The organism is Rhizobium sp. Root1204, assembly GCF_001424965.1.
GTDB lineage: Bacteria > Pseudomonadota > Alphaproteobacteria > Rhizobiales > Rhizobiaceae > Pararhizobium.
In genome coordinates this window covers 68,868-95,165 of record NZ_LMCZ01000004.1, presented here as the reverse complement: position 1 = coordinate 95,165, position 26,298 = coordinate 68,868, and the positions used below count along the sequence as shown (strand labels likewise).

Here is a 26,298-nt window from a genome sequence, read left to right as displayed (position 1 = left end):
GAGCAGAAACAGTGGAAGACCGGCATTTTTGCCGGTCTTTTTTATGTAAAACTCCGCGCAAAGCCTTGCATTCCATGGGATTCGGAGCGATTGGGTTTGCCAAGGCGGGGGGCGCGCGTATGCTTCCCTCGGCTTGAAAATTGAGTCGTTTCGAACCAGTATTGAAAGGGGTGGAAACATGAACAAGAATGAGCTCGTGTCCGCAGTTGCCGAGAAGGCCGGACTCTCGAAGACAGATGCATCTTCTGCAGTTGATGCAATCTTCGACGTTATCCAGGCAGAACTGAAGAACGGCGGCGACGTTCGCCTCGTTGGCTTCGGCAACTTCTCGGTCAGCCGCCGCGAAGCATCGAAGGGTCGCAACCCGTCCACCGGCGCAGAAGTCGATATCCCTGCCCGCAACGTGCCGAAGTTCTCGGCCGGCAAGGGTCTCAAGGACGCCGTGAACTAAGTTTCATGTTTCGTCTGCAGCACCGTGGTGAAAACGCCAACGGTTCGATAGCAGGTTGATTTGAGGCCCGGGTTTTTCCTGGGCCTCTTTTCATTTGCGGACGCGTTTCGCCATCGGTTCGTGCCCAATGTCTAATCTGTTCATCCTGTCATGCGCCTGTTACAGAGCGCGATCAAAACCCCCCGGTATCCGATTTACCAAGGGGGTTTATCATGAAGAGATTTTCGTTGACTGCGGCACTCGCCGCAGCGCTGGCCGCCTCGACGGCATCCGTGGCTCTCGCCGAGCCGGTCTTCAACCGTATCGCGTCCTTCGCGGTCGCCGACAACCTGCCTGAGGGCAAGGACAAGGCGACGCCGACTTCGGCCGAAATCATCGCCGCTTCCGAAGACGGCAATACGCTTGTTTACTCCGACAGCCCGAACAAGGCGATCGGCATCATCGACATCACCGACGCCAAGGCTCCGAAGGCAGCCGGTTCTGTCACCTTCGAAGGCGAGCCGACGTCAGTCGCGGTTGCCTCGGGCAAGGCGCTTGTCGCCGTCAACACGCGCGAAAGCTTCGTCAAGCCGTCGGGCCTCATCGCCCAGGTCGACCTCGCTTCGAAAAAGATCGACACGACCTGCGATCTCGGTGGTCAGCCGGACTCGATCGCGCTGAACAAGGACAGGACGATCGCTGCCATCGCCATCGAGAACGAGCGCGATGAAGAGGTCAATGACGGCGACCTGCCGCAGATGCCGGCCGGTGATCTTGTTCTCCTGTCGCTCAAGGATGGCATGGTCGATTGCGGTTCGATCAAGCATGTCACGCTGACCGGTCTCGCCGACGTGGCTGGCGAAGATCCGGAACCGGAATTCGTTTCCTTCAACAACCTCGACGAAGTTGCCCTCACGCTGCAGGAAAACAACTATGTCGTCATCATCGACGGCAAGACCGGTACGGTGAAGTCGCACTTCTCCGCCGGAACCGTCAGCCTCGAAGGTGTCGACACCAAGAAGGACGGTGCGCTGAAGTTCACCGGCGAGATGAAGGACGTTGCCCGCGAGCCTGACGCCGTGAAGTGGCTGGATGACAACCGCCTCGTCGTTGCCAATGAAGGTGACTGGAAGGGTGGCGCGCGCGGCTTCACCATTTTCAGCAAGGACGGCAAGGTTCTCTATGAGAACGGCGCGGGCTTTGAGCGCGAGATCGCCAAGATCGGCCATTACCCGGACAAGCGCAACAAGAAGGGTGTCGAGCCGGAGGGCTTGGAAGTCGCCAAGTTCGGTGACGACAACCTGTTCTTCGTTCTGGCAGAGCGCGCCTCCATCGTCGGGGTCTACAAGGACACCGGCGCAGAGCCTGAACTTCTCCAGCTTCTGCCGTCCGGCGTAAGCCCGGAAGGTGCCGTGGCCATCCCGGGCCGCAATCTTCTGGCGACCGCCAACGAAGTTGACCTCGTCGAAGACGGCGGCGCACGCTCGCATGTGATGCTTTATGAGCGCGCGGAAGGCGAGGCGGCCTATCCGCAGATCGTCTCCACCGAAAAGGACGGAGAGCTGATCGGTTTTGGCGCGCTTTCGGGCCTCGCACCGGTCAAGGACAAGCCGGGCATGCTCCTTGCCGTCAACGATTCTTTCTACGCTTCGCAGCCGACCATCTTCACGATCGACGCGACCGCCAAGCCGGCGAAGATCGTCGATGCACTGCGCATCACCCGCAACGGTGCTGCAGCTCAGAAGCTCGATAGCGAAGGTGTGACGCCCGATGGCGAAGGCGGCTATTGGCTGGCCAACGAAGGCGATGCCGACAAGCTCTACTCGCATGCCATCATTCATGTGACGGCGAAGGGCGAGATCGATAAGGAAATCGCCATTCCTGCCGAACTGCGCGCTCACGAAAAGCGCTTTGGCTTCGAAGGCATCACCAGCGTCGGTGAAGGCGACGACATGACGCTGTGGATGGCCGTGCAGCGCGAATGGGGCGATGACGAGAAGGGTTTTGTGAAGCTGGTTTCCTACAAGCCTTCGTCGAAGGAATGGGGCGCTGTGCGCTACCCGCTCGAAAAGACGGAAAGCGGTTGGGTCGGCCTGTCCGAAATCACGGCTCATGGCGACTATGCCTATATCATCGAGCGCGACAACCTGATCGGCCAGGCTGCCAAGCTGAAGAAGCTGTACCGCGTGGCTCTTGCAGATCTGAAGCCAGCCAAGCTCGGCGGCGACCTGCCGGTCGTCAAGAAGGAAGAGGTTCGCGACTTCATCCCTGACCTGAAGGCCACCAACGGTTACGTCGTCGACAAGGTCGAAGGCTTTACCGTCGATGCGGCCGGCAACGGTTTCGTGGTCACCGACAATGACGGTGTCGATGATTCCTCGGGCGAAACCCTGTTCTTCTCGATCGGTACGATGAACGCGATGTAATCGCTTAAGTCCTGGAAACGGAAAAGGCCGGAGCATGATGCTCCGGCCTTTTCTATTTGGTCTGTTCGCAGGCAAAAGGCTGTGGCGAGCGGGACGTTTATTCGGCGGCCTTGCTGCCAGCCTCTTCGGTTTCCTTGCGTTTGCGAATCTCTTCCGCCTTGACCACAAGCCGGCTGACGATGTCGTGCATCTGGTCGAGCTGCTGATCGTCAAGCGCCGAGAAGATTTCCTCGATCAGTTGCTTGCGCGGATGTTCGGCGGCTTCCAGAACGACGCGTCCGACATCGGTGATCGACACGATCTTTGCCCGGCGGTCTTCCGGATCCGGTTTGCGCACCACCAGCTTGTCGCGTTCCAACCCGTCGATGGCTTCCGTCACCGTCCGCGGCGCAAAATTCAGCGCGCCGGCGATATCAGTCGACCGGCAGGGACCAAGCTTGCTGAGGAAAAACAGGAATTTGCTGCGCGCCAACGACACGCCTTCCTCCGTCATCGATTCGTTGATGAGGCGGTGAACGCGATGGTAAAGCTCAAAGAGCTTGTCGGAGACTTCGAATGTGGATTTCATGATGTTTCATATGGATATTGTGAGGGGCCATGTCAAATGACGGTATTGTTAGCGTTATAGTCAAGTCTAATTCGGGACCCTTGCGCCAAGGTCCCGCATTTCCCCAATAATGTTGCTGTGTTGAAAGCGCTGAATAGACCCTGCGGCGAGGCATGTGTGGCATTGACGCAAGGCCGGACGGCAGGCCATGGTCCGCCATGCCCTTTCGTTTTGTCCATACCGCCGATCTTCATCTCGATTCACCCTTGCGCAGTCTTGCGTTGAAAAATCCGGAACTTGCGGCACTGGTACGCGGTGCGACCCGCACCGCCCTTGCAAGGATCGTAGACCTGTGCCTGGCAGAGAGTGTCGATGCCCTGCTGATCGCTGGCGATCTCTACGACGGATCCCAGACATCGATGAACACGGCGCTCTATTTGTCGAGCGAACTGCGCCGGTTGGAGGCGGCGGGGATCAGCGTGTTCCTCATTCGCGGCAACCACGATTCGCAGTCGGCAATGACCCGCGAGCTGACCTTTCCGTCCAATGTGCATGTGTTCGCTGGCCGGGCAAAGCCGGTGCTTGCCAAATCTCTCGGCGATGGCCGTGGCGTCCATATCCACGGCATCAGTTTTGCCAATCCGCATGCGCCTGACAGCCTCTTGCCATCCTTCCAGCCGCCGGTTGCCGATGCCGTCAATATCGGCATGCTGCACACCAGCCTTGCCGGTACGCCGGGCCATGATCCCTATGCGCCGACAAACGTGGCCGAACTGGCGCGACACGGTTTTGATTATTGGGCGCTCGGCCATGTCCACATGCGGCAGGTTCACTGTGAGAACCCGTTGGTCGTCATGCCTGGCATGCCGCAGGGGCGTGACATCAACGAGGCGGGGCCGAAGACAGTGACACTGGTTACCATCGGTGATGATGGTGTACTGGGGTACCGCGAGCATCCAATCGGACAGGCGGTATTCGAGCGTGTTGCGATCGACCTGACCGGCGTACAGGACTGGCGGCAAATGCTGGAGAGGGTAGGCGAAACTCTGCCGTCGCTCCGGAACGGGGCCGATGCTGACCATCTCATCCTCAGAATCTCACTGACCGGTACAACGCCGCTGGTCTGGAAGCTCAGGCGTGATCCCGATTTCCTCTTGGCCGAAATCACCAATCTTGGCGCCGGTCTCAATGGGTGCTGGATTGAGAAAGTCGATATCGATTGCCGGGGCATGGACGCAGAAACGACCTTGACCGGCCCTGACCCGGTGGAGGAACTGGCCAGCCTGATCCGCACCGACGTACTGACGTCCCACGCCTTTCGCCAGGAAGCCAGCGCAGTGCTCGATGAACTGTTGCTGCAGTTGCCGCGCGAATTGCGCGAAAGCCTGGCCGGGGACGAGAAGGCGGCCGTGCGGTTGGCCGAAACTGTCGCTCTTGCCGGCAGTGATGATGTGCTTGCCTATCTGCATGGCAGTGATGCGGGGGCCGATCTCTGATGCGTCTTAACCGTCTCGATCTGCTTCGCTATGGAAAATTCACCGGCCGCAGTCTGAATTTCGGCGACGCACGCCCCGGACATGCAGATTTTCATCTCGTCTACGGCCCGAACGAGGCGGGAAAATCAACGCTGTTTTCCGCTTTCCTCGATCTGCTGTTCGGCATCGAGCGGCTGAGCGGCTACGGTTTTCTGCATCCCTATGCGACCATGCGGGTCGGCGGCGTCATCGAGACCGGGGGCAGGGTGCATTCCGTCTCGCGGGTAAAGCGCAATCAGAACTCTCTGTTGGGGCCTGACGACCAGCCGCTGCCGGACAACCTGTTTTCAGCGGCCCTGGGTTCGATCGACCGGGCGACCTATCAGATGATGTTTTCGCTCGATGACGACAGCATCGAAAAGGGCGGCGAAAGTATCCTGAAAAGTGAAGGGGAGCTTGGCGCCCTGTTGTTTTCGGCCAGCTCCGGCTTGCCGGACAGCAGCGCCATCTTATCCGGGTTGAAAGCTCAGGCGGATGCTTTCTACAAGCCGCAGGGCCGGAAACATAAGCTGGCGGAGTTGAAAGCTGAGCTTGAGGCACTGAAGGACGAGAAAGCCGCCATCGATATCAACGCCCGCGAATTTGCCGCTTTGCGCAAGGTGCGCGACGCAGCTGCCGAGCGGCATGATGCCTCCGCAAAGGCACGGGCTGAACTGCGCGTGTCTCTCGATCACGCCCGCGACCGCATCGAAGCGCTGCCGATTCTCGCCCGATTGCGCGGCCAGCGTTCCGAGCTTGCTGCTTTCGCCGACCTGCCGGAGCCACCAGCCGCCTGGCATGCCCTTTTGCCGCAATTGCAGCGTGAGGAAACCACAATCGACGCCCGGTTGGTGCAGCTGGACGCCGATATCGACCGCAGAGCCGCTGAAGTTATTGCCATCGAGCGGGATGAGGCGGTGCTGGCGCTGGCTGGGGATATCCGCGATCTGGAAAATTCAGGTCTGGAAGCCCGCCACCGGACGGCTGCCAGCGATATGCCGAATCGGCTTGACGAGCGTGCCAAGATCGCCGCCGACATTGCTGTCCGTGTCGGTCGCCTCGAGCGGGCTGACATGCCTGATGCCGCTGCACTCATCCTGCCCGCCGCGATCGCCGGCCGGCTGCAAGATCTGGCACAGAAGCATGCCGCGCTGAACGAGCGGCTGGATGCTGCCCTGCGGGAAAAGACGCTTTCCGAGGCGGAAAATGCGGAAGCGCTCAAGGTTCAGGCGGCACTTGTGTCCGGCGGCTCTTCGCAGGGCGGGGAACCCGCTGCTTTGACTGACATGTTACGGACTCTGCGTCAGAATGATTGCCTGCTGCGGCAGCAGACGGCCAACCGTCAGATCGCAGCGCTGGAAGACCTCCTGGCTGACAAGCTTGCAACGCTGTCGCCCGCTTCGTTCGACGCTGATAGCCTGACGGTCATTTCCGTCCCCGAGGAAACCGACCTTGCCGAATGGACGGAGCGGCGGGCAACGCTGACGGAACAGCTGAAGCGGCTTGACGACCGTATTGCCGAAGAGGCGGCGCTGACGGCTGGCGATGAAGCCAAGCTTCACGAATTGACACGGACAGGCGGCTTTACTGCCGACGATGCCGCCTTGACGCTGCGCCAGGAGCGCGACCGTGCCTGGCAGGCGCATGCGGCACAACTGGACGCTGACAGCGCCCGCGTTTTCGAAAACGTGCTCAAGAAGGACGACGAGGCAGCGGCCCTCAGGCTGGCGCATTCGCAGGACCTTGCGCAGGCAAGGGGACTTTCGCTCTCCGTCGCCGAGCGTAACGGCAAGCTTTTGGCGTTCCGTCAGCAACATGAGGCGGCGCATGCCGCGATTGCCGCGCTAAGGTCGGAGATTTCGGCTGCAGCTGTTGAATGTGGATTGCCCGAGAATACCAAGCTGAACCAGCTGGTGGCGTGGCTTGGGCGGCGGGTGGCGGCGCTTGAGGTGCGTAACCAGCTGCGCACAGCCCAGCAGGACGCGCGGCTTGCCGTGGCGGATGAAGCCAAGGCCATGCAGCGACTGACAGAGGTGCTGGAGCACGGCGGTGTGGTGAAGGGCATGCCGGCGCGGTTGGAGGATGCGATTGCTTTTGCCGAGCATATTATCCACGATCTGCAATCCGCCCACCGGGCGCATGTCACGGCTGCGGAAACGGTGGAGCGGGCCGGGGCTGCGCTGCGCTTGCGCACGGCCGCATGGTCGGCCGCTTCCGAGGACATGGCGGAGTGGAGCACGCGTTGGCAGGAGGCTATTGGTGCCACGTGGCTCGCCGAGGCAACAACGCCCTTGTCGCCACAGGAGATTACGCCTGTCCTGACAATCCTTCAGGATCTGGACAAACTGATCCAGCGCAAGGCTGATCTCGATCATCGAATCGATGGCATGCGAAAAGATCAACTGGCCTTCGCAACCATTGTCCGGACGCTGGCTGAAAAACTTGCCATCGCAGTATCGGATGAACCGCTCCTCGTTGTTCAGACGATTCGCGACCGGTTGGCCGGTGCCGAGCGGCAGGAAACGTTGTTCCGGCGTCTTTCGGACGAGAATGATGCTCGCATCGCGGAAAGGCGGGCGCTGGGCGAATCGCGCGAACGCCACGACGCACAGAAGCGCGGCATGCTGGATCTGTTCGACAGCAGCTCGCTGCTGGAAGTCGGCGCCCATCTGGAAACGGTCAAGGCGCGTCAGCGACTGCGCGAGCGGATTGCCGAGGCTGAGGCCGATCTGGCCGCCCGGCTTGGTGTTGGACGTGCCGATGAAGCGGAAATGCTGCTGAGTGCCGTCGACGCAGACGGCCTACGGCTGGAAATGGCGGCCTTGCAGGCCCGGTTTGAACAGGCCGAGCGCGACGGTGCCGAATTGCATGCTGAACGGCGCGATGCCGAAAGGGCGCTGGCGGCCATCGGTGGCGGCGATGCAGCGGCCCATATCGAGGAAAAGCGCCGCACGGTGCTGGCGGAGATCGAGGAGCGCGCGACCGCCTATCTGCGGCTGCGCATGGGCATTCTGGCTGGTGAAACGGCGCTCAGGCTCTACCGCGAGCGTCATCGCAGCGCGATGATGCGCCGGGCGTCAACGGCGTTCAGCGTCATCAGCGGCGGTGACTATGTAGGGCTGACGACACAGGCCGAGAAGGGCGAGGAATTCTTGATCGCCAATGCTGCCGGTGGTGGATCGAAACTGGCGCGCGATCTTTCCAAGGGCACCCGCTTCCAGCTCTATCTGGCGCTGCGCATGGCCGGCTATCACGAGATCGCCACGACACGCGAATCGCTGCCTTTCATCGCCGATGACATCATGGAGACCTTCGACGATGGACGTGCCGGGCACGCCTTTTCCTTGATGGCGGAAATGGCAGGGGTTGGGCAGGTGATTTATCTGACCCATCATCAGCATCTCTGCGACATCGCCCGCACGGCCTGCCCGGACGTAACGATCCATACGCTGTGATTGTGGAGTTTGCTGAAGCGTGGTCTCGGATGTGACGGGGAGACATTGGGCCGGAACGCGCTATGTTCCGCCTATTAGTGACGTCCGCCGGATGGCGGCAAATATCAGGGAGCCTATCGCCATGGAGATCAAAGCTTGCGGATCGCGCCCATCCGTTCGCCCACCGGCAGATTATTTTACCGGCAACGTTCGGCAGGACCCGATACATGATGCGCCGGAGCCGGCCCGCATGCGCTGCGTGTCCGTCACCTTCGAGCCGGGAGCAAGAACGGCCTGGCACACTCATCCGCTCGGTCAGACGCTGTTCGTTACATCCGGTAGTGGCCTTGCCCAGACCTGGGGTGAGCCGGTTCGCGCAATCAAGGCGGGGGATACCGTCTGGTTTCCGCCGGGTGAAAAGCACTGGCACGGCGCCACTGCCACGACCGGCATGACCCATATCGCCATCCAGGAAGCGCTTGACGGCAAGGCGGTCGACTGGATGGAACTGGTGAGCGAAGAACAATACCAATCGGCGTGATGCGTCCCGGCACGCGCAGAACAAAACCAGGCCGACGATTCTTGCCGTTTCCGCGTTGCAATAGGCGGGAGAACACAGCTATCTGAAGACGAAGGTTTACGTCGCGGGAGCATGCGCCCGCAGACTGCCGCTGAAGGGTTCCGCCGATGTACAATTTTCATGTTGGGCAAAAGGTCGTCTGCATCGACGACAAGTTCAAGAACGTCTCGATCGATCAGGGCATCCGCAAAGGCCAAATCTATACGATTCGCTGGGTCGGGCCTTACAAGCATTACATCGATGGGGAATTCATCGGTGTGAAACTGGCCGAAATCCACCGGGGCAATGACGACGGGCCGGAAGGGTATGGCGCCGCCGACATGCCCTATCGCGCGACGCGGTTTCGGCCCTTGCTCAGGGACCGTCTGTCGGCGCTGAAAAACCTCCTGGCGCCGACGCCGAAGGGCGAAAAGCCCTATTTGCCGGACGCTCCGGAAGAACCCAAGCGCAAGGCGCCGGTCCGGAAAAAGGAAGAGGTTTAGCCAGCGACAGCGTCGCGCCTTGGATTTCAGGCCGTGAAATTCGTCCGCGAAGGCGGGCGGATTTAGTTGGGGTCGACGATTTGCTCCCTGCGCACGAGCCTCAGAGAGCGGTCAGGCTGGATGATGTAGGTTTCCTCGGCGCGCTTGCCATATTGGTCGTTCAGCTGGTGATGAAGGACGCTGCCGACCGGGGCTTTGGTCAACTTGGTTGCCGGCTGGCCGCCATAGGTGATGCTGCCAGGGATAGGGCTTATTTCGGGCATGGCGTTACAGGCAGTAAGGCCTGCAGCAAGCGTCGCTGCCAGAATTGCTTTCCTCATGTGATATTTCCCTCTTAACGCCTCGATACCCAGTCCCGGCTGTCCAGTCCGTGGAGGGGCAGGCTCCTTAATTTTGCTCGCCACAGATGGCAACGCCTCTGCCATATGGCAAGAGGCTCTGATGCTGCTGTTTAAGGAAACGCGCAAAAACACCCGGATGGAGGGATGCTGTCAAATTTAGATGAAAAGAAAATGGTGGGCGATGAGAGACTCGAACTCCCGACATCCTCGGTGTAAACGAGGCGCTCTACCAACTGAGCTAATCGCCCTTCGCGAAGCAGAAGCAGTGTCTGCCGCGTCGGTGGCCGTGATCTATGCGTATCGGCGGAAAACCGCAAGAGCGGATTGGAAGATTTTTTCGTTTTTTTTTCAAAGTCCCGGTATCGCTGGCTGTCGCCTGACAAATCGGATGTGGAAAACCGGCATTGCTACTGTGGAGACAAAAAGGGGAAGGGCGGCGGGACAAATTATGATCGAAACGGAGGTGCGTTGGTTGCTCCTGTGAAATTTTGAAGGACGCTTTTTCGAGCCTGTGGAAACAATTCGATGGCTGTCACTGTTTTGTCTCCAAACCTGCTTGACACCCAAAGACGAACCTCGTAGTTAGCCGCTCATCGAAACGGCCTAGCCGCTTCGAGCGGATGCAAAAGCATCTGGACGACTTGAAATGAAATGCGCGGGTGTAGCTCAGTTGGTTAGAGTGCCGGCCTGTCACGCCGGAGGTCGCGGGTTCGAGCCCCGTCACTCGCGCCATTTCAAGAATAGCAGTTTCTGCTTATGTCCGGGTGGTTTGTACTATAATGCGCGGGTGTAGCTCAGTTGGTTAGAGTGCCGGCCTGTCACGCCGGAGGTCGCGGGTTCGAGCCCCGTCACTCGCGCCATTTTCCGCTAAGATTTCAAATGCAAGTGTGATTTGAAAGCCGACGGGACCTCAGGTCCCGGTCGGTTCTTGCCGTCTTTTGACATGCGCGGGCGGCCGCATGAAGCTCGCATTTCCGCATGACGGCGGGGGAAGGGGCAGCCCACGATTCCTTCACGGTACGCAAATCTTCCGCTGCACCTTTGCGGGTAATGACGAAATTTGCGGCGGATGCCTATCGGGCAGGCCGGCCTCCCGCTATGCTAATGACGGGCCATCGTGATCAGGTGTTGATAGAGCGCGGCTTCACATAGATATGCGCTTCGATCGCCGCGGCGATCAGATCCTGCCGGACAAGTTCGGGCGGTTGTTTCCCTCGAAACGAATCGAGGCAGGTCATAACCGCCAGCTTGTAGCTGGGTCCACGCTTCTTCGGCCACTTGTTGAGCAGAAGGTCTGCGGCTTCCAGCGAGCTGGAGACGGTGATCACGTCTTGACGGTCGTTCAATTCGAATAAAACACTCTCATGCCAGGGAATATCGTCCATGAGCCGTCCCTCTATTAGGGTGATGTTGCCTATACAAGCTTGCGTGAAGGTTGTGTTTGTTCTTCAGGGTTGCGAAATGCGCTAAAGACAGCCTTCGGTGTTGCGCGGTCAGCCGTGGATTTTCGGGCGGAAGTGGGGCGGGCTCCATCGCCACCCATGCAAAACGCGGATAGGGGCCATGCAGTCTTGTTGCAGCTCCCGTTGGTCCGCCAGGTACGCTTTCATTGCTCCCGTCCGGGGTTTCTGCCTTCTGATTTCAATCGATTTTAGCGAGCGCGACCATATGTCCCCGGCGTTGCGGCGCAAGGGCTTGGCGCTCTGTCTTGCAAAGGGCTGCCGCGATTCCCCGGTATTTGCGCCTGCCCACCGGAGATGCTAGCTTTTGGCCGGTCTTCATTCCCGCGACACAAGGGGGTGAAAACCGTTCTCAAGGCTTGCACAGCGGCGCTGGCTGCGCTAACCACTTTGGCGTTGCAACATATTTTTCGGCCTGTGAGCCTTTGTTTTGCGCTTCTCCAGCGCGCCTCGCAGGCAGGGACGGATACAATGACAGATCTTCTCGGCTCCTACATTCCGATCGCGATTTTCATCGGTATATCGCTGGTTATCGGGCTGGCGCTGCTGATCGCGCCGTTCGCCGTCGCCTACAAGGCGCCTGACGACGAAAAGCTTTCGGCCTACGAATGCGGCTTTAATGCCTTCGATGACGCCCGCATGAAATTCGATATCCGATTCTATCTCGTGTCGATTCTCTTCATCATCTTCGATCTTGAAGTGGCGTTCCTGTTTCCCTGGGCGGTATCGTTCAAGGATATGGGCTGGTTCGGCTTCTTCTCGATGATGTCGTTCCTCGGGGTGCTGACCATCGGCTTTATCTATGAATGGAAGAAGGGAGCGCTGGAATGGAACTGACATCCAGCACGACGCTCGTTGCGCCAAAGCCGAAGGGGATCGTGGATCCCTCAACCGGCCAGCTGATCGGTAGCAACGACAAGTATTTCGGCGAGATCAACAATGAGCTTGCCGACAAGGGCTTTCTGGTCACGTCGACCGACGAACTGATCAACTGGGCCCGGACCGGCTCGCTGATGTGGATGACCTTCGGTCTGGCCTGCTGCGCTGTCGAAATGATGCAGATGTCGATGCCGCGTTACGATGCGGAGCGCTTTGGCTTTGCACCGCGCGCTTCACCGCGTCAGTCTGACGTGATGATCGTCGCCGGTACGCTGACCAACAAGATGGCTCCGGCTCTGCGCAAGGTCTATGACCAGATGCCTGAGCCGCGTTACGTCATCTCGATGGGGTCCTGCGCCAACGGTGGCGGGTACTATCACTATTCCTATTCGGTAGTGCGCGGCTGTGACCGCGTTGTGCCGGTCGATATTTATGTGCCGGGCTGTCCTCCCACGGCAGAAGCGCTCCTTTATGGTGTGCTCCTGCTGCAGAAGAAGATCCGCCGCACAGGCACGATCGAACGGTAAGGGCAGGGGACTTGAACATGAGTGAAGCCCTGAATGGACTTGCTACTTACATTCGCGAAACACGCGGTGCGTTGATTTCGGATGCCGTCATCAGCTATGGCGAACTGACGCTGACATCCACGGCCGACAACCTGATCGCGCTTCTGACGTTCCTGCGTGACGATGCCCGCTGTGGCTTCGTTAACTTTACGGATATTTGCGGCGTCGATTGGCCGCAGCGTCCGGACCGGTTCGACGTTGTCTATCACATGCTGTCGCCGAAGCAGAACCTGCGCATCCGCGTCAAGGTTGCGACCGGAGAAGATCAGCCGGTGCCCTCGGCCTGCGCCGTTTACCCCGGCGCTGACTGGTTCGAGCGGGAAGCCTACGATATGTACGGCATCCTCTTTACCGGCCATCCGGACCTGCGCCGTATCCTGACCGACTACGGTTTTGAAGGCTATCCGCTGCGCAAGGACTTCCCGACGACCGGTTTCGTCGAGGTTCGTTATAATGATGAAGTCAAGCGCGTCGTCTATGAGCCCGTCGAACTGAAGCAGGAATTCCGCAATTTCGATTTCATGTCGCCCTGGGAGGGAACGGATTACGTTCTGCCTGGCGATGAAAAAGCAAACGCGAAGTGAAATGAAGGCCGAGGGCTCGCGAACATGCGGGCTTGTCAGGCTTGGAGCAAGCGGCAATGAACGAACATAACGTCCGCAATTTTAACATCAATTTCGGACCACAGCACCCTGCGGCGCACGGCGTTTTGCGGCTTGTTCTCGAGCTTGACGGCGAAATCGTCGAGCGTGTCGATCCGCATATCGGTCTTCTGCATCGCGGTACCGAAAAGCTGATCGAGACCAAGACCTATCTGCAGGCTGTGCCCTATTTCGACCGGCTCGACTATGTCGCGCCGATGAACCAGGAACACGCCTATGCGCTGGCGGTCGAGAAGCTGACGGCGACGGAAGTGCCGATCCGCGGCCAGCTGATCCGTGTTCTCTACTCGGAAATCGGCCGTATCCTGTCGCATCTCTTGAACGTTACGACACAGGCCATGGACGTCGGCGCGTTGACGCCGCCGCTCTGGGGCTTTGAAGAGCGTGAAAAGCTGATGGTGTTTTACGAGCGTGCCTGCGGCGCACGCATGCACTCGGCCTATTTCCGTCCGGGCGGCGTCCACCAGGACCTGCCGCACGAGCTGGTCGAAGATATCGGCAAGTGGATCGATCCGTTCCTGAAGACCGTTGACGATATCGACGAACTTCTGACGGGCAACCGCATCTTCAAGCAGCGCAACGTCGATATCGGCGTCGTGACGTTGGATGATGCCTGGGCCTGGGGTTTTTCCGGCGTTATGGTTCGTGGATCCGGCGCCGCTTGGGACCTGCGTAAGTCGCAGCCCTATGAATGCTACGCTGACATGGATTTCGACATTCCGATCGGCAAGAATGGCGACTGCTTCGACCGCTACCTGATCCGCATGATCGAAATGCGCGAATCGGCCAAGATCATGCGCCAGTGCGTCAACCGTCTTCTGGGCGATGCCAAGGTCGGACCGGTGTCGTCGCTTGACGGCAAGATCGTGCCGCCGAAGCGTGGCGAGATGAAGCGGTCGATGGAAGCGTTGATCCACCATTTCAAGCTCTACACCGAAGGCTATCACGTGCCGGAGGGCGAGGTTTATGCGGCCGTCGAAGCGCCGAAGGGCGAATTCGGCGTCTACCTGATCTCCGACGGCACCAACAAGCCGTATCGCTGCAAGATCCGCGCCCCGGGCTACGCCCATCTTCAGGCCATGGATTACATCTGTCGCGGCCACCAGCTGGCGGACGTTTCCGCCATTCTCGGCTCGCTCGATATCGTGTTCGGCGAGGTTGATCGTTGATGCGCAGGATGGTCCTGACAGTTTTGGCCTCGATGCTTGCTGCGGCGCCTGCATTTGCGCAGGAAACCGCGCCGAAGTCCGGCGAACCTGCGATGAGCGGTTCGTCGGGTAGCGGCATGGGCAGGCTTCTGAGCCAGGGCTACGAGATCAGGGCCGCAGTGCCGAACGGCACGCGCTACATCGTATTTTTACAAAAAGACCAGTCAGCCTATGCCTGCGAATTCGTCACCCTGACGACATCGCGGTGCGGTTCGATTAACTGATAAGGTGCGGGAAGAATGTCCGTTCGTCGACTAGCCGAAGAAAACGTCCAGCCAGCGGCCTTTGCGTTCAGCAAGGAAAACGCGGTCTGGGCCAAGGCCACGATCAAGAAATATCCGAAGGGCCGCGAGCAATCTGCGGTCATTCCGCTTTTGATGCGGGCGCAGGAGCAGGATGGCTGGGTCACCAAGGCGGCGATCGAAAGCATCGCCGACATGCTGACCATGCCCTATATCCGTGTACTTGAAGTCGCGACCTTCTACACCCAGTTCCAGCTGAAGCCGGTCGGCACGCGCGCGCACGTCCAGGTGTGCGGAACGACGCCGTGCATGCTGCGCGGCTCGGAAGACCTGATCAGCCTGTGCAAGAAGCGCATTCACCCCAATCCGCTGACGCCGAACGAATCCGGCACGCTGTCCTGGGAAGAAGTCGAATGTCAGGGGACCTGCGTCAACGCCCCGATGGTGATGATCTTCAAGGACACCTATGAAGACCTGACGGTTCCGCAGCTGGAATACATCATCGACCGTTTCGACGCAGGCAAGGGCGCCGACGTCAAGCCGGGCCCGCAGATCGACCGTATCTTCTCGGCTCCCGTCGGTGGACTGACCACGTTGCTCACCCCGGAAAAGAAGCCGGCAGCGCCGCGCGCCAAGAAGGCCAGCGATGACGCCGCCGTCAGCGTGCCGCCATCGAACGCCGCCCGCCCGAAAACGGATGCTCCGGAAACCGATCCAGCATTGAAGACGCCGGCGACGGCAAAGTCCGAATCCGCTGCGAATGACAAGGTTTCCGGCGAGACCAAGGCTGAAGGCGGCGCTTCTGCAAAGCCGTCGCTCGAGGACAAGAATCGTCCTGCAGGCATTGCCAAGCCGGATGCTCCGGATGACCTGAAACTGATCTCCGGCGTTGGCCCGAAGATCGAAGGTACGCTCCACGAACTCGGCATCTTCACCTTCACGCAGGTTGCGGGCTGGAAGAAGGCCGAACGCGAATGGGTGGACGGCTATCTGAATTTTAAGGGCCGCATCGAACGGGACGATTGGGTCAAGCAGGCCGAGGCGCTGGCCAAGGGCGGCGAAGCCGAATACATCAAAGTTTTCGGCAAGAAGCCGCGATAAGTTAGGTGAACCATGCTCGACGATAAAGATCGCATTTTTACCAATATCTACGGCCTTCATGACAAATCGCTCAAGGGCGCCATGAGCCGTGGCCACTGGGATGGCACCAAGCAGATCCTGGAAAAGGGACGTGACTGGATCATCAACGAGATGAAGGCTTCCGGCCTTCGTGGCCGTGGTGGTGCTGGCTTCCCGACAGGCCTGAAGTGGTCCTTCATGCCGAAGGAAAGCGACGGCCGCCCGCATTATCTCGTCGTCAACGCCGACGAATCCGAGCCCGGTACCTGCAAGGACCGTGACATCATGCGCCACGATCCGCATACGCTGATCGAAGGCTGCGTGATCGCGAGCTTCGCCATGGGTGCGCATGTCGCCTATATCTATGTGCGCGGCGAATATATCCGCGAGCGTGAAGCGCTGCAGGCGGCGATCGACGAATGCTATGATGCCGGTCTTCTCGGCATCAACAACAAGCTTGGCTGGGACATGGACATCTACGTCCATCACGGCGCCGGCGCCTATATCTGCGGCGAGGAAACGGCACTGCTCGAAAGCCTCGAAGGCAAGAAGGGGCAGCCGCGCCTGAAGCCGCCGTTCCCGGCCAACATGGGCCTCTATGGCTGCCCGACGACGGTCAACAACGTCGAGTCGATCGCCGTTGCCCCGACCATCCTGCGCCGTGGTGCGTCGTGGTTCTCGGCGATCGGCCGTCCGAACAATGTCGGCACCAAGCTGTTCATGGTGTCGGGCCACGTCAACAAGCCTTGCACGTTCGAAGACGCGATGGGCACGCCGTTCCGCGAAATGATCGAGCGTCATTGTGGCGGTATCCGTGGCGGCTGGGACAATCTTCTCGGCGTCATCCCGGGCGGCTCGTCCTGTCCGGTGGTCAAGGGCGAGGACATCATCGACGCGCCGATGGATTTCGACGGTATGCGCGATGTGAAATCGTCGTTCGGGACCGCCGCCATCATCGTGATGGATCGCTCTACCGACATCATCAAGGCTATCTGGCGTCTCGCTGCCTTCTACAAGCATGAGAGCTGCGGCCAGTGCACGCCGTGCCGTGAAGGTACCGGCTGGATGATGCGCGTCATGGAACGCATGGTTCAGGGCCGCGCCCAGAAGCGTGAAATCGACATGCTGTTCGACGTGACCAAGCAGGTCGAAGGTCACACCATCTGCGCGCTCGGCGATGCGGCCGCATGGCCGATCCAGGGTCTGATCCGCAACTTCCGTCCCGAGATGGAAGCGCGCATCGACGAATACACCCGCAACGCCTCGTCGCATGGCGCGGTGCTGGCGGCAGCGGAGTAAGCGGCATGGCCGGGCCGGGGAACGAAACGGGGAGGGGGACGCAGACAGGTTCTGCCGCAACCTCATCCGGCTCTCCGGTTGGCAACGAGCCATTTGGCATGGCTGAGTGGCTGAAGAACGTGCCGATGGGGCAGCTGCATCCGCTGATGCAGCACCCGGCGGCGGCAATGGCGGCGGTAACGGCGATCGGCTTCGGTATGACCAGCCAGATTGCCGGCTTCATGCTGGGTGCGATGCAGGGGCTGGCCGAAACGGCGCAGAAGACCGGCGTTGCGGCGGATGAAATGCCGGTAGCAAAGGTGGCCAAGCTAGCGGAAGCGCCGGTGGTTGCCGTGAAGGCTGCGCCGGTTGTGAAGCCGAAGGTGGTTGCCAAGGCTCCGGGCAAGGCTCGGCCGGTAAAGGCCAAGCCCGTTGCTGCGGAGCCGGTTGCGGTTGTTGCGGCCAAGGCCGAGAAGCCGAAGCGGCAGACGGTTGCCCGCGTTGCCGAAACGCAGACGGACGACTTGAAGCGGATTTCCGGCATCGGTCCGAAGCTGGAGCAGGTTTTGAATGGAATGGGCGTGCGGCGTTATGCCGATGTCGCTTTGTGGAGTGATAAGGACGTGCAGCGCATCGACGACCAGCTTGGTTTTGCTGGCCGGATCGCGCGGGACGGCTGGGTCACGCAGGCAAAGGCCCTGATAAAGGGTTGAGATTGAGTTTCGGGCGGAAACCGGTGGTTTTAGCTCAAAGATTGGCGTGCCTAATAATATCTGTTCGCCGCTGACGCTGGTGAACGAAAGACAGGATTGAGACTAAGATGGCAAAGCTGAAAGTCGACGGAAAAGAGATCGAGGTCCCGGATCATTTCACGCTGCTGCAGGCGTGCGAAGAGGCGGGCGCTGAAGTTCCGCGCTTCTGTTTCCACGAGCGGCTGTCGGTCGCCGGAAACTGCCGCATGTGTCTGATCGAGGTGAAGGGAGGGCCGCCGAAACCGGCAGCCTCCTGCGCCATGGGCGTGCGCGACCTGCGTCCCGGCCCGAATGGCGAAGCGCCGGAAGTCTTCACGACCACGCCGATGGTCAAGAAGGCCCGCGAAGGCGTGATGGAATTCCTGCTCATCAACCATCCGCTCGATTGCCCGATCTGCGATCAGGGCGGTGAATGCGACCTGCAGGACCAGGCTATGGCCTTCGGCGTCGATTCGACCCGCTACAACGAAAACAAGCGCGCCGTCGAAGACAAGTATATCGGTCCGCTGGTCAAGACTGTGATGAACCGCTGCATTCACTGCACGCGCTGCGTCCGCTTCACCACGGAAGTCGCTGGCATTGCAGAGCTTGGCCTGATCGGCCGCGGCGAAGATGCCGAGATCACCACCTATCTGGAACAGGCGATGACGTCCGAATTGCAGGGCAACGTCGTTGATCTCTGCCCTGTCGGCGCTCTGACCTCCAAGCCCTACGCCTTCAACGCCCGCCCGTGGGAACTCGGCAAGACCGAATCGATCGACGTCATGGACGCTGTCGGCTCCGCGATCCGCGTCGATACCCGTGGCCGCGAAGTCATGCGCGTCATGCCGCGTGTCAACGAAGAGATCAACGAAGAGTGGATTTCCGACAAGACCCGCTTCATCTGGGATGGCCTGAAGACGCAGCGTCTTGACCGCCCTTACGTGAAGAAGGATGGCCGCCTGCAGCCCGCCAGCTGGAACGAAGCCTTCGCCGCCATTAAGGGCGCGGTTGCCAAGACCAGCGGCGACAAGATCGGCGCGATTGCCGGCGATCTGGCGTCTGTTGAAGAAATGTATGCGCTGAAGGCGCTTATCACCTCGCTCGGTTCGGAGAATATTGACTGCCGCCAGGATGGTGCTGCGCTCGATCCTTCGTTTGGCCGCGCAAGCTACCTGTTCAACCCGACGATCCAGGGCATCGAAAGCGCCGACGCGCTCCTGATCATCGGATCGAACCCACGCTTTGAAGCCTCGGTTCTCAATGCCCGTATCCGCAAGCGGTTCCGGATGGCCAATTTCCCGATCGGCGTGATCGGCGAGCCGGCCGAGCTGCGTTACTCCTATGAGTATCTCGGCGCGGGCACGGAATCGCTGGCCGAACTGGTGAGCGGCAAGGGCAAGTTCCTGAGCGTGCTGAAGAAGGCAGAGCGTCCGATGATCATCATCGGTCAGGGCGCTATCTCCGGCGGTAATGGGGCTTCGGTTCTGGCCGCAGCCGCCAAGCTCGCAGGCGCCGTTGGCGCCGTCACTGCAGACTGGAACGGTTTTGCCGTTCTGCACACCGCCGCCTCGCGCGTCGGTGGTCTCGATCTCGGCTTCGTGCCGGGTGAGGGGGGCAAGAGCGCCGCCGAGATGCTTGATGGCACGGACGTTCTGTTCCTGCTTGGCGCCGACGAAATGGATTTCTCCGGCAAGACCGCAGGCTTCACCGTCTATATCGGCTCGCATGGCGACGAAGGTGCTCATGGCGCCGACGTCATCCTGCCGGGTGCGACCTATACCGAAAAGTCCGGCCTCTGGGTCAACACCGAAGGCCGCGTTCAGATGGGCAACCGCGCCGGTTTCGCACCGGGCGACGCCCGCGAAGACTGGGCGATCATTCGGGCGCTGTCCGACGTGCTCGGCAAGAAGCTTCCGTTTGATTCGCTTGGCGAATTGCGCGGGAAACTCTATGCGGCGCACCCGCATTTCGCTGCGATCGACATGATCGAGACGGGTGCAAGCGGTGAAATTGCCGCACTTGCACAAAAAGCCGGTGAGATGGGCAAATCGGTGTTTGCGTCTCCGGTCAAAGACTTCTATTTGACGAACCCAATAGCACGAGCTTCCGCCGTCATGGCCGAATGCTCGGCTTTGGCACGCAACAACTTCAAAGCTGCGGCGGAATGAGCGCGAAGGAATAAGACGAAAATGGACGCTTTCATTTCGACCTATGTCTGGCCAACGGCCATCATGATCGGCCAGTCGCTGCTGCTTCTGGTCGCGCTTCTGGTCTTTATCGCCTACATCCTTTTGGCTGACCGCAAGATCTGGGCGGCGGTGCAGATGCGCCGTGGACCGAATGTGGTAGGCCCGTGGGGACTTTTCCAGTCCTTCGCCGATCTTTTGAAGTTCGTCTTCAAGGAGCCGGTCATCCCGGCCGGCTCGAACAAAATCCTGTTCCTGCTGGCGCCGCTGGTTTCCGTGACCCTGGCGCTCGCTGCCTGGGCGGTCATTCCGCTGAATGACAACTGGGTGATGGCCAATATCAATGTCGGCATCCTCTATGTTTTCGCCATTTCCTCGCTTGAGGTTTACGGCGTCATCATCGGCGGCTGGGCATCGAACTCCAAGTATCCGTTCCTTTCGGCGCTGCGCTCGGCCGCCCAGATGGTGTCCTACGAAGTCTCGATCGGCTTCGTCATCGTTACCGTTCTTTTGTGCGCCGGTTCGCTGAACCTGACGGATATCGTTGATTCACAGCGTGATGGTCTGGGCACGATGATGGGTCTGCCGGGATCCTTCCTGGATTGGTACTGGCTGCCGCTGTTCCCGATGTTCATCATCTTCTTCATCTCGGCGCTCGCTGAAACCAACCGTCCTCCCTTCGATCTGGTCGAAGCGGAATCGGAACTGGTTGCCGGCTTCATGGTCGAATACGGCTCGACCCCGTACATGATGTTCATGCTCGGCGAATATGCCGCCATCTGCCTGATGTGCGCGCTGACGACGATCCTTTTCCTCGGCGGCTGGCTGCCTCCGGTCGATGTATGGTTCCTCAACTGGGTTCCGGGCATCGTCTGGTTCATCCTGAAGTCCTCGATGGTGTTCTTCATGTTCGCCATGGTGAAAGCCTTCGTGCCGCGTTATCGCTACGACCAGCTGATGCGTCTCGGCTGGAAGGTCTTCCTTCCACTGTCACTCGCCATGGTCTTCATTGTTGCAGTTGTGCTGAAACTGGTGGTGTGGGCCTGATGTTTACTCACCGTTTCGCAAAATCAGCCGGCGCCTCCCAGGCCGGCACGTTTGGAGGTTGATGATGGCAAGTTTGTCGCAAGCCGTCAGTTCGCTGTTCCTCAAGGAATTCGTCAACGCGTTTTTCCTGTCGATGCGCTATTTCTTCGCACCGAAGTCGACGCTGAACTATCCGTTTGAAAAAGGCCCGGTCAGCCCGCGCTTCCGTGGTGAACATGCGCTGCGCCGTTATCCGAACGGCGAAGAACGCTGCATCGCCTGCAAGCTGTGCGAAGCGATCTGTCCTGCCCAGGCGATCACCATCGAGGCTGGCCCGCGCCGCAACGATGGCACGCGCCGCACGGTCCGTTACGACATCGACATGGTGAAGTGCATCTATTGCGGTTTCTGCCAGGAAGCCTGTCCAGTCGACGCGATCGTCGAAGGCCCGAACTTCGAGTTCGCCACCGAGACGCGCGAAGAGCTTTACTATGACAAGGACCGGCTGCTTTCCAACGGCGACCGTTGGGAGCGTGAAATCGCCCGCAACATTGCAATAGACTCGCCGTACCGCTGAGACTTTGCATAGGGACTGCGCCAGCCGGTTGAGGCTGGCGTTACACTGATCTTGGGCGTGGCCGGCATGAACCGGTGCGCCAGTGGGAAGGATGGCCTGGTTGCCATGCCTGCCCGGGGAAGACGAAAAAGGCACCGATCATGGGTCTGCAGGCTCTTTTTTTCTATCTTTTTTCATTCGTCGCGGTTGCGTCGGCGTTCATGGTGATTTCTTCGCGGAACCCTGTTTATTCCGTGCTGTTCCTGATCCTGACGTTCTTCAACGCCGCCGGCCTGTTTCTTTTGACGGGCGCCGAGTTCCTGGCGATGATCCTGCTGGTTGTTTATATCGGCGCCGTCGCGGTTCTCTTCCTCTTCGTGGTGATGATGCTCGACATCGACTTCACCCAGCTGAGGTCGGGCGTGCTTGAATATGCGCCGGTCGGCGCGCTGATCGGCCTGGTGCTGGCAGCCGAGCTGATCATCGTGGTCGGCGGCAGCTCGTTCTCGCCGGAAATCGCCAAGTCGATCTCGATGCCGATCCCGGCGGTTGCCGATCGAACCAACACCGCTGCTCTCGGCGACGTGCTCTATACGCACTATGTCTACTTCTTCCAGATTGCCGGCCTGGTTCTTCTGGTCGCCATGATCGGCGCCATCGTCCTGACGCTGCGCCATCGCGACAACATCAAACGCCAGGATATTCCCACACAGGTTGCCCGTTCGCCCAAGACCGCTGTTGAAGTGGTCAAGGTGAAGTCGGGGCAGGGCCTTTAAGACGGACGCGAGGTCAAGGAACTCATCATGGAAATCGGTATTTCCCACTATCTGACCGTCAGCGCCATCCTGTTCACGCTGGGCGTCTTCGGCATCTTCCTCAACCGGAAGAACGTCATCATCATCCTGATGTCGGTGGAACTCATTCTGCTGGCGGTCAACATCAACATGGTTGCGTTCTCGTCGTTCCTCAACGACATCACCGGCCAGGTGTTCGCCCTGTTCATTCTGACCGTCGCGGCCGCGGAAGCCGCCATCGGTCTTGCAATTCTCGTCGTCTTCTACCGCAACCGCGGCTCCATCGCCGTGGAAGACGTCAACATGATGAAGGGCTGAGCGGCCAATGAATACGATTATTCAAGCCATCGTCTTCCTGCCGCTGATCGGCTTCCTGATCGCGGGTCTGTTCGGCACCTCGATCGGCGCCAAGGCTTCGGAATACGTTACCACCGGCTTCATGGTTATTGTCGCAGTCCTGTCCTGGGTCGTGTTCTTCCACGTCGCGCTCGGCGAGGCGGAAATGATCAAGGTCACCGTGATGCGCTGGATCCAGTCCGGCAGCTTCGATACCGAATGGGCTTTCCGCGTCGATACGTTGACGGCCGTGATGTTCGTTGTCGTCAACACTGTGTCCTGCCTGGTCCATCTCTATTCGATCGGCTACATGCATCACGACCCGCATCGGCCGCGCTTCTTTGCCTATCTGTCGCTGTTCACCTTCGCCATGCTGATGCTGGTGACCTCGGACAACCTGCTGCAGATGTTCTTCGGCTGGGAAGGCGTTGGTCTGGCGTCCTATCTGCTGATCGGCTTCTGGTACAAGAAGCCGTCCGCCTCGGCGGCCGCGATGAAGGCGTTCATCGTCAACCGCGTCGGTGACTTCGGTTTCGCGCTCGGCATTTTCGGCGTCTTCTACCTGTTCGGCTCGATCAGCTTCGAAACCGTGTTTGCCGCTGCTGCCAGCTATCTGCCGGCCGAAGGCGCTGCTGAAGGTGGCGAAGCCGTCATCAATCTGTTCGGCATGCATCTCGACAAGGCCCATGCGATCACCGCCGTCTGCCTGCTGCTCTTCATGGGCGCTATGGGCAAGTCGGCGCAGTTCCTGCTGCACACCTGGCTGCCGGACGCCATGGAAGGCCCGACACCGGTGTCGGCGTTGATCCATGCCGCAACCATGGTGACCGCCGGCGTCTTCCTCGTCGCCCGCATGTCGCCGCTGTTCGAACTGTCGCATACGGCTCTGGTCGTCGTTACCGTCATCGGCGCGATCACCGCGTTCTTTGCGGCGACCGTCGGTCTGGTTCAGAACGATATCAAGCGCGTTATCGCCTATTCGACCTGCTCGCAGCTCGGCTACATGTTCGTCGCACTGGGAACTGGTGCCTATGGCGCTGCTATCTTCCACCTGTTCACGCATGCGTTCTTCAAGGCGCTGCTGTTCCTATGCGCTGGTTCGGTCATCCATGCCGTCGATGGCGAGCAGGACATGCGCCACATGGGCGGGCTTCGTCCGCACATCAAGTGGACCTTCTGGATGATGATGATCGGCACGCTGGCCATTACCGGTGTCGGTATCCCGTTCTCGGGGATTGGCTTTGCAGGCTTCATTTCCAAGGATATCATCATCGAGGCCGCCTACGCATCGCATTCCCCGGTTTCCGGTTTTGCATTCACGATGCTGGTTATCGCTGCCTGCTTCACGAGCTTCTATTCGTGGCGCCTGATATTCATGACCTTCTATGGCAAGCCGCGCGCTTCGCACGAAGTCATGCATCACGTGCACGAATCGCCGATGGTCATGCTGCTGCCGCTGTTCATTCTGGCTATCGGCGCGATCGCCGCCGGCATGGTGTTCGGAGGCTATTTCTACGGTCACGACTATGCCGAATTCTGGCAAGGGGCGCTGTTCACGTCGCCTGAGAACGAACTGCTGGAGCATTTCCACCACGTTCCGGCTCTCGTTGCACTGAGCCCGTTCATCGCGATGATCCTCGGCTTTGTCACTGCCTGGTACATGTATATCCGCTCGCCGGAGACGCCAAAGTACCTGGCCGAGCAGCATCGTGGTCTTTACCAGTTCCTGCTCAACAAGTGGTATTTCGACGAACTCTACGACTTCCTGTTCGTTCGTCCTGCCAAACGCATCGGCACCTTCCTGTGGAAGGAAGGCGATGGCCGGATCATCGACGGCTACGGCCCGAACGGCATCGCCGCTCGCGTCATGGACGTGACTGACCGCGTCGTTCGCCTGCAGACCGGTTACCTCTATCACTACGCATTCGTGATGCTCATCGGCATTGCGGCGCTCGTTACCTGGATGATGCTCGGGAGCTCCTTCTGATGACCGATTGGCCCATTCTCTCCGCGGTCACCTTCCTGCCGCTGGTCGGTGTTGCTCTTCTGCTTCTGACGCGTGAAGACAGCGCTTCCGGCCGCCGTAATATCCTGAACATCTCGTTGTTGACGACGATCGTTACCTTCCTGCTATCCTGCTGGATCTGGTGGAGCTTCGATAATTCGAACCCCGGCTTCCAGATGGTCGAGAAGCATGCCTGGCTTGGTACTGGCATTTCCTACCATCTCGGCATCGACGGCATTTCGATGCTGTTCGTGGTGTTGTCCGCCTTCCTGATGCCGTTCTGCGTCGTGGCCAGCTGGCTTTCGGTCGAAAAGCGCCTGAAGCAGTACATGATCGCCTTCCTCTTGTTGGAAGTGTTCATGATCGGCGTCTTCGTGTCGCTCGATATCGTACTGTTCTACGTGTTCTTCGAAGCCGGCCTGATCCCGATGTTCATCATCATCGGCGTCTGGGGCGGCAAGGAGCGCGTCTACGCGGCCTACAAATTCTTCCTCTACACGCTGCTCGGTTCGGTGCTGATGCTGCTCGCCATCATGGCGATGTACTGGCAGGCCGGTACGACAGACATTGCCGAACTGCTTGCCTATCAGTTCCCGGCGCAGATGCAGACATGGCTATGGCTGGCCTTCTTCGCCTCGTTCGCGGTGAAGATGCCGATGTGGCCCGTCCATACCTGGCTTCCCGACGCGCACGTTCAGGCGCCGACGGCGGGCTCGGTCATCCTGGCTGGTGTTCTGCTGAAGCTCGGCGGTTACGGCTTCTTGCGCTTCTCGCTGCCGATGTTCCCCTTGGCATCCGACTATTTCGCCCCCTTCGTCTTCACGCTGTCGGTCGTCGCGATCATGTACACCTCGCTGGTGGCGATGATGCAGTCCGACATCAAGAAGCTGATCGCCTATTCGTCGGTCGCCCACATGGGCTACGTGACCATGGGTATCTTTGCCGCCAATACGCAAGGCGTGCAGGGTGCGATCTTCCAGATGCTGTCGCACGGCCTGGTGTCCGGCGCGCTCTTCCTCTGTGTCGGCGTCGTCTACGACCGTACCCACACCCGCGAGATCAGCGCCTATGGCGGTCTCGTCAACAACATGCCGAAATACGCAGTGGCCTTCATGATCTTCACCATGGCCAATGTCGGCTTGCCTGGTACGTCCGGGTTCGTCGGTGAAATCACCGTGCTGCTCGGCACATTCCGGGCCAATACCTGGGTTGCGTTCTTCGCCACCACCGGCGTTATCCTGTCGGCGTGCTATGCTCTTTGGCTCTATCGCCGGGTGATCTTCGGTACACTCGACAAGGACAGCCTGAAATCGCTGCTGGATCTCTCCGGCCGTGAAAAGGCGCTGCTCTATCCGCTGATCGTGCTCACCATCTTCTTCGGCGTCTATCCGGCTCCGGTGTTCGATGCGACGGCAGCCTCCGTGGACGTGCTTATCAACAACTACACTGCGGCCGTGCAGGCAGCGCATGACGTTGCGCTTTCGGCGAATTGA

The 26,298-nt window shown here is 59.6% G+C and carries 24 protein-coding genes and 3 tRNA genes; 23 read left to right on the top strand and 4 right to left on the bottom strand.

Annotated features, from left to right (window positions below; translation table 11 throughout):
* Positions 1–178: 178 nt before the first annotated feature.
* Together hupB and ASC96_RS06010 are read left to right on the top strand one after the other, a co-directional pair.
* Positions 179–451: a DNA-binding protein HupB gene (gene hupB / locus ASC96_RS06015; RefSeq protein ID WP_037107702.1), complete on the top strand. Its 273-nt coding sequence runs from the start codon at positions 179–181 to the stop codon at positions 449–451.
* A gap of 212 nt (positions 452–663) precedes the next feature.
* Positions 664–2,856, top strand: a complete 2,193-nt coding sequence (locus ASC96_RS06010; RefSeq protein ID WP_060502142.1) for an esterase-like activity of phytase family protein — start codon at positions 664–666, stop codon at positions 2,854–2,856.
* A gap of 97 nt (positions 2,857–2,953) precedes the next feature.
* Here ASC96_RS06010 and ASC96_RS06005 read toward each other — a convergent pair whose 3' ends face one another.
* Entirely contained in the window at positions 2,954–3,424 is a 471-nt protein-coding gene (locus tag ASC96_RS06005) for a MarR family winged helix-turn-helix transcriptional regulator (protein WP_060502141.1), read from the bottom strand.
* 197 nt (positions 3,425–3,621) lie between these two features.
* Here ASC96_RS06005 and ASC96_RS06000 point away from each other — a divergent pair, with 197 nt between their 5' ends.
* The 4 genes from ASC96_RS06000 to ASC96_RS05985 all read left to right on the top strand — a co-directional run bounded on the left by ASC96_RS06000 (position 3,622) and on the right by ASC96_RS05985 (position 9,413).
* Entirely contained in the window at positions 3,622–4,899 is a 1,278-nt protein-coding gene (locus ASC96_RS06000) for an exonuclease SbcCD subunit D (protein ID WP_060502226.1), read from the top strand.
* Positions 4,899–8,372, top strand: coding sequence for an AAA family ATPase (locus tag ASC96_RS05995; RefSeq protein WP_060502140.1), 3,474 nt, complete (start codon positions 4,899–4,901; stop codon positions 8,370–8,372). The genes ASC96_RS06000 and ASC96_RS05995 overlap by 1 nt, the downstream gene beginning before the upstream one ends.
* A gap of 121 nt (positions 8,373–8,493) precedes the next feature.
* On the top strand, positions 8,494–8,892 hold the full coding sequence (locus tag ASC96_RS05990) for a cupin domain-containing protein (RefSeq protein WP_060502139.1): 399 nt from the start codon (positions 8,494–8,496) through the stop codon (positions 8,890–8,892).
* Between the two features lie 146 nt (positions 8,893–9,038).
* On the top strand, positions 9,039–9,413 hold the full coding sequence (locus ASC96_RS05985) for a hypothetical protein (RefSeq protein WP_060502138.1): 375 nt from the start codon (positions 9,039–9,041) through the stop codon (positions 9,411–9,413).
* Between the two features lie 62 nt (positions 9,414–9,475).
* Here ASC96_RS05985 and ASC96_RS05980 read toward each other — a convergent pair whose 3' ends face one another.
* Both ASC96_RS05980 and ASC96_RS05975 read right to left on the bottom strand, forming a co-directional pair.
* Positions 9,476–9,733: a lipoprotein gene (locus ASC96_RS05980; protein ID WP_060502137.1), complete on the bottom strand. Its 258-nt coding sequence runs from the start codon at positions 9,731–9,733 to the stop codon at positions 9,476–9,478.
* Between the two features lie 193 nt (positions 9,734–9,926).
* Positions 9,927–10,002 (bottom strand) — tRNA-Val (locus ASC96_RS05975).
* Between the two features lie 407 nt (positions 10,003–10,409).
* Here ASC96_RS05975 and ASC96_RS05970 point away from each other — a divergent pair.
* Positions 10,410–10,486: transfer RNA gene (locus ASC96_RS05970), tRNA-Asp, on the top strand.
* A gap of 51 nt (positions 10,487–10,537) precedes the next feature.
* Positions 10,538–10,614, top strand: a tRNA-Asp gene (locus ASC96_RS05965).
* Between the two features lie 261 nt (positions 10,615–10,875).
* Here ASC96_RS05965 and ASC96_RS05960 read toward each other — a convergent pair.
* Positions 10,876–11,139 (bottom strand): DUF982 domain-containing protein, encoded by a 264-nt coding sequence (locus ASC96_RS05960; protein ID WP_060502136.1) that lies wholly within the window; start codon positions 11,137–11,139, stop codon positions 10,876–10,878.
* Between the two features lie 546 nt (positions 11,140–11,685).
* On the opposite strand from ASC96_RS05960, the gene ASC96_RS05955 reads away from it, so the two are divergent.
* The 15 genes from ASC96_RS05955 to ASC96_RS05885 all read left to right on the top strand — a co-directional run bounded on the left by ASC96_RS05955 (position 11,686) and on the right by ASC96_RS05885 (position 26,298).
* Positions 11,686–12,051: an NADH-quinone oxidoreductase subunit A gene (locus ASC96_RS05955; protein ID WP_037107729.1), complete on the top strand. Its 366-nt coding sequence runs from the start codon at positions 11,686–11,688 to the stop codon at positions 12,049–12,051.
* Positions 12,042–12,620 carry an NADH-quinone oxidoreductase subunit B gene (locus ASC96_RS05950; RefSeq protein ID WP_037107732.1) on the top strand — a complete coding sequence of 193 codons (579 nt, stop codon included), beginning with the start codon at positions 12,042–12,044 and terminating at the stop codon, positions 12,618–12,620. Before ASC96_RS05955 ends, ASC96_RS05950 begins: the two co-directional genes overlap by 10 nt.
* 17 nt (positions 12,621–12,637) lie before the next feature.
* A complete protein-coding gene (locus ASC96_RS05945; RefSeq protein WP_060502135.1) occupies positions 12,638–13,243 on the top strand; it encodes an NADH-quinone oxidoreductase subunit C in 606 nt (201 codons plus the stop codon).
* Between the two features lie 56 nt (positions 13,244–13,299).
* Positions 13,300–14,490: an NADH-quinone oxidoreductase subunit D gene (locus ASC96_RS05940; protein ID WP_037107744.1), complete on the top strand. Its 1,191-nt coding sequence runs from the start codon at positions 13,300–13,302 to the stop codon at positions 14,488–14,490.
* 8 nt (positions 14,491–14,498) lie between these two features.
* Entirely contained in the window at positions 14,499–14,753 is a 255-nt protein-coding gene (locus ASC96_RS05935; protein WP_112834607.1) for a hypothetical protein, read from the top strand.
* Between the two features lie 15 nt (positions 14,754–14,768).
* Positions 14,769–15,872 (top strand): NADH-quinone oxidoreductase subunit E, encoded by a 1,104-nt coding sequence (locus ASC96_RS05930; RefSeq protein WP_060502133.1) that lies wholly within the window; start codon positions 14,769–14,771, stop codon positions 15,870–15,872.
* 12 nt (positions 15,873–15,884) lie between these two features.
* Positions 15,885–17,189, top strand: a complete 1,305-nt coding sequence (nuoF, locus tag ASC96_RS05925) for an NADH-quinone oxidoreductase subunit NuoF (RefSeq protein WP_060502132.1) — start codon at positions 15,885–15,887, stop codon at positions 17,187–17,189.
* A gap of 98 nt (positions 17,190–17,287) precedes the next feature.
* Positions 17,288–17,881 (top strand): hypothetical protein, encoded by a 594-nt coding sequence (locus tag ASC96_RS05920; protein WP_156393938.1) that lies wholly within the window; start codon positions 17,288–17,290, stop codon positions 17,879–17,881.
* 107 nt (positions 17,882–17,988) lie between these two features.
* Positions 17,989–20,070, top strand: a complete 2,082-nt coding sequence (gene nuoG / locus ASC96_RS05915; protein WP_060502130.1) for an NADH-quinone oxidoreductase subunit NuoG — start codon at positions 17,989–17,991, stop codon at positions 20,068–20,070.
* A 21-nt stretch (positions 20,071–20,091) separates the two neighbouring features.
* Positions 20,092–21,135: an NADH-quinone oxidoreductase subunit NuoH gene (nuoH, locus tag ASC96_RS05910; protein WP_060502129.1), complete on the top strand. Its 1,044-nt coding sequence runs from the start codon at positions 20,092–20,094 to the stop codon at positions 21,133–21,135.
* Between the two features lie 64 nt (positions 21,136–21,199).
* Entirely contained in the window at positions 21,200–21,691 is a 492-nt protein-coding gene (nuoI, locus tag ASC96_RS05905) for an NADH-quinone oxidoreductase subunit NuoI (RefSeq protein ID WP_037107770.1), read from the top strand.
* A gap of 140 nt (positions 21,692–21,831) precedes the next feature.
* Positions 21,832–22,446, top strand: a complete 615-nt coding sequence (locus ASC96_RS05900; protein WP_060502128.1) for an NADH-quinone oxidoreductase subunit J — start codon at positions 21,832–21,834, stop codon at positions 22,444–22,446.
* 27 nt (positions 22,447–22,473) lie between these two features.
* On the top strand, positions 22,474–22,782 hold the full coding sequence (gene nuoK, locus ASC96_RS05895; RefSeq protein WP_037169335.1) for an NADH-quinone oxidoreductase subunit NuoK: 309 nt from the start codon (positions 22,474–22,476) through the stop codon (positions 22,780–22,782).
* Between the two features lie 7 nt (positions 22,783–22,789).
* On the top strand, positions 22,790–24,787 hold the full coding sequence (gene nuoL, locus ASC96_RS05890) for an NADH-quinone oxidoreductase subunit L (protein WP_060502127.1): 1,998 nt from the start codon (positions 22,790–22,792) through the stop codon (positions 24,785–24,787).
* A complete protein-coding gene (locus ASC96_RS05885) occupies positions 24,787–26,298 on the top strand; it encodes an NADH-quinone oxidoreductase subunit M (protein WP_060502126.1) in 1,512 nt (503 codons plus the stop codon). The genes nuoL and ASC96_RS05885 overlap by 1 nt, the downstream gene beginning before the upstream one ends.

What these genes read in the sequence shown, in the direction of transcription:
- hupB (WP_037107702.1), top strand. Translation starts at nt 179, where the DNA reads ATGAACAAGAATGAGCTCGTGTCCGCAGTTGCCGAGAAGGCCGGACTC.
- ASC96_RS06010 (WP_060502142.1), top strand. Translation starts at nt 664, where the DNA reads ATGAAGAGATTTTCGTTGACTGCGGCACTCGCCGCAGCGCTGGCCGCC.
- ASC96_RS06005 (WP_060502141.1), bottom strand. Translation starts at nt 3,424, where the DNA reads ATGAAATCCACATTCGAAGTCTCCGACAAGCTCTTTGAGCTTTACCAT.
- ASC96_RS06000 (WP_060502226.1), top strand. Translation starts at nt 3,622, where the DNA reads ATGCCCTTTCGTTTTGTCCATACCGCCGATCTTCATCTCGATTCACCC.
- ASC96_RS05995 (WP_060502140.1), top strand. Translation starts at nt 4,899, where the DNA reads ATGCGTCTTAACCGTCTCGATCTGCTTCGCTATGGAAAATTCACCGGC.
- ASC96_RS05990 (WP_060502139.1), top strand. Translation starts at nt 8,494, where the DNA reads ATGGAGATCAAAGCTTGCGGATCGCGCCCATCCGTTCGCCCACCGGCA.
- ASC96_RS05985 (WP_060502138.1), top strand. Translation starts at nt 9,039, where the DNA reads ATGTACAATTTTCATGTTGGGCAAAAGGTCGTCTGCATCGACGACAAG.
- ASC96_RS05980 (WP_060502137.1), bottom strand. Translation starts at nt 9,733, where the DNA reads ATGAGGAAAGCAATTCTGGCAGCGACGCTTGCTGCAGGCCTTACTGCC.
- ASC96_RS05960 (WP_060502136.1), bottom strand. Translation starts at nt 11,139, where the DNA reads ATGGACGATATTCCCTGGCATGAGAGTGTTTTATTCGAATTGAACGAC.
- ASC96_RS05955 (WP_037107729.1), top strand. Translation starts at nt 11,686, where the DNA reads ATGACAGATCTTCTCGGCTCCTACATTCCGATCGCGATTTTCATCGGT.
- ASC96_RS05950 (WP_037107732.1), top strand. Translation starts at nt 12,042, where the DNA reads ATGGAACTGACATCCAGCACGACGCTCGTTGCGCCAAAGCCGAAGGGG.
- ASC96_RS05945 (WP_060502135.1), top strand. Translation starts at nt 12,638, where the DNA reads ATGAGTGAAGCCCTGAATGGACTTGCTACTTACATTCGCGAAACACGC.
- ASC96_RS05940 (WP_037107744.1), top strand. Translation starts at nt 13,300, where the DNA reads ATGAACGAACATAACGTCCGCAATTTTAACATCAATTTCGGACCACAG.
- ASC96_RS05935 (WP_112834607.1), top strand. Translation starts at nt 14,499, where the DNA reads ATGGTCCTGACAGTTTTGGCCTCGATGCTTGCTGCGGCGCCTGCATTT.
- ASC96_RS05930 (WP_060502133.1), top strand. Translation starts at nt 14,769, where the DNA reads ATGTCCGTTCGTCGACTAGCCGAAGAAAACGTCCAGCCAGCGGCCTTT.
- nuoF (WP_060502132.1), top strand. Translation starts at nt 15,885, where the DNA reads ATGCTCGACGATAAAGATCGCATTTTTACCAATATCTACGGCCTTCAT.
- ASC96_RS05920 (WP_156393938.1), top strand. Translation starts at nt 17,288, where the DNA reads ATGGCTGAGTGGCTGAAGAACGTGCCGATGGGGCAGCTGCATCCGCTG.
- nuoG (WP_060502130.1), top strand. Translation starts at nt 17,989, where the DNA reads ATGGCAAAGCTGAAAGTCGACGGAAAAGAGATCGAGGTCCCGGATCAT.
- nuoH (WP_060502129.1), top strand. Translation starts at nt 20,092, where the DNA reads ATGGACGCTTTCATTTCGACCTATGTCTGGCCAACGGCCATCATGATC.
- nuoI (WP_037107770.1), top strand. Translation starts at nt 21,200, where the DNA reads ATGGCAAGTTTGTCGCAAGCCGTCAGTTCGCTGTTCCTCAAGGAATTC.
- ASC96_RS05900 (WP_060502128.1), top strand. Translation starts at nt 21,832, where the DNA reads ATGGGTCTGCAGGCTCTTTTTTTCTATCTTTTTTCATTCGTCGCGGTT.
- nuoK (WP_037169335.1), top strand. Translation starts at nt 22,474, where the DNA reads ATGGAAATCGGTATTTCCCACTATCTGACCGTCAGCGCCATCCTGTTC.
- nuoL (WP_060502127.1), top strand. Translation starts at nt 22,790, where the DNA reads ATGAATACGATTATTCAAGCCATCGTCTTCCTGCCGCTGATCGGCTTC.
- ASC96_RS05885 (WP_060502126.1), top strand. Translation starts at nt 24,787, where the DNA reads ATGACCGATTGGCCCATTCTCTCCGCGGTCACCTTCCTGCCGCTGGTC.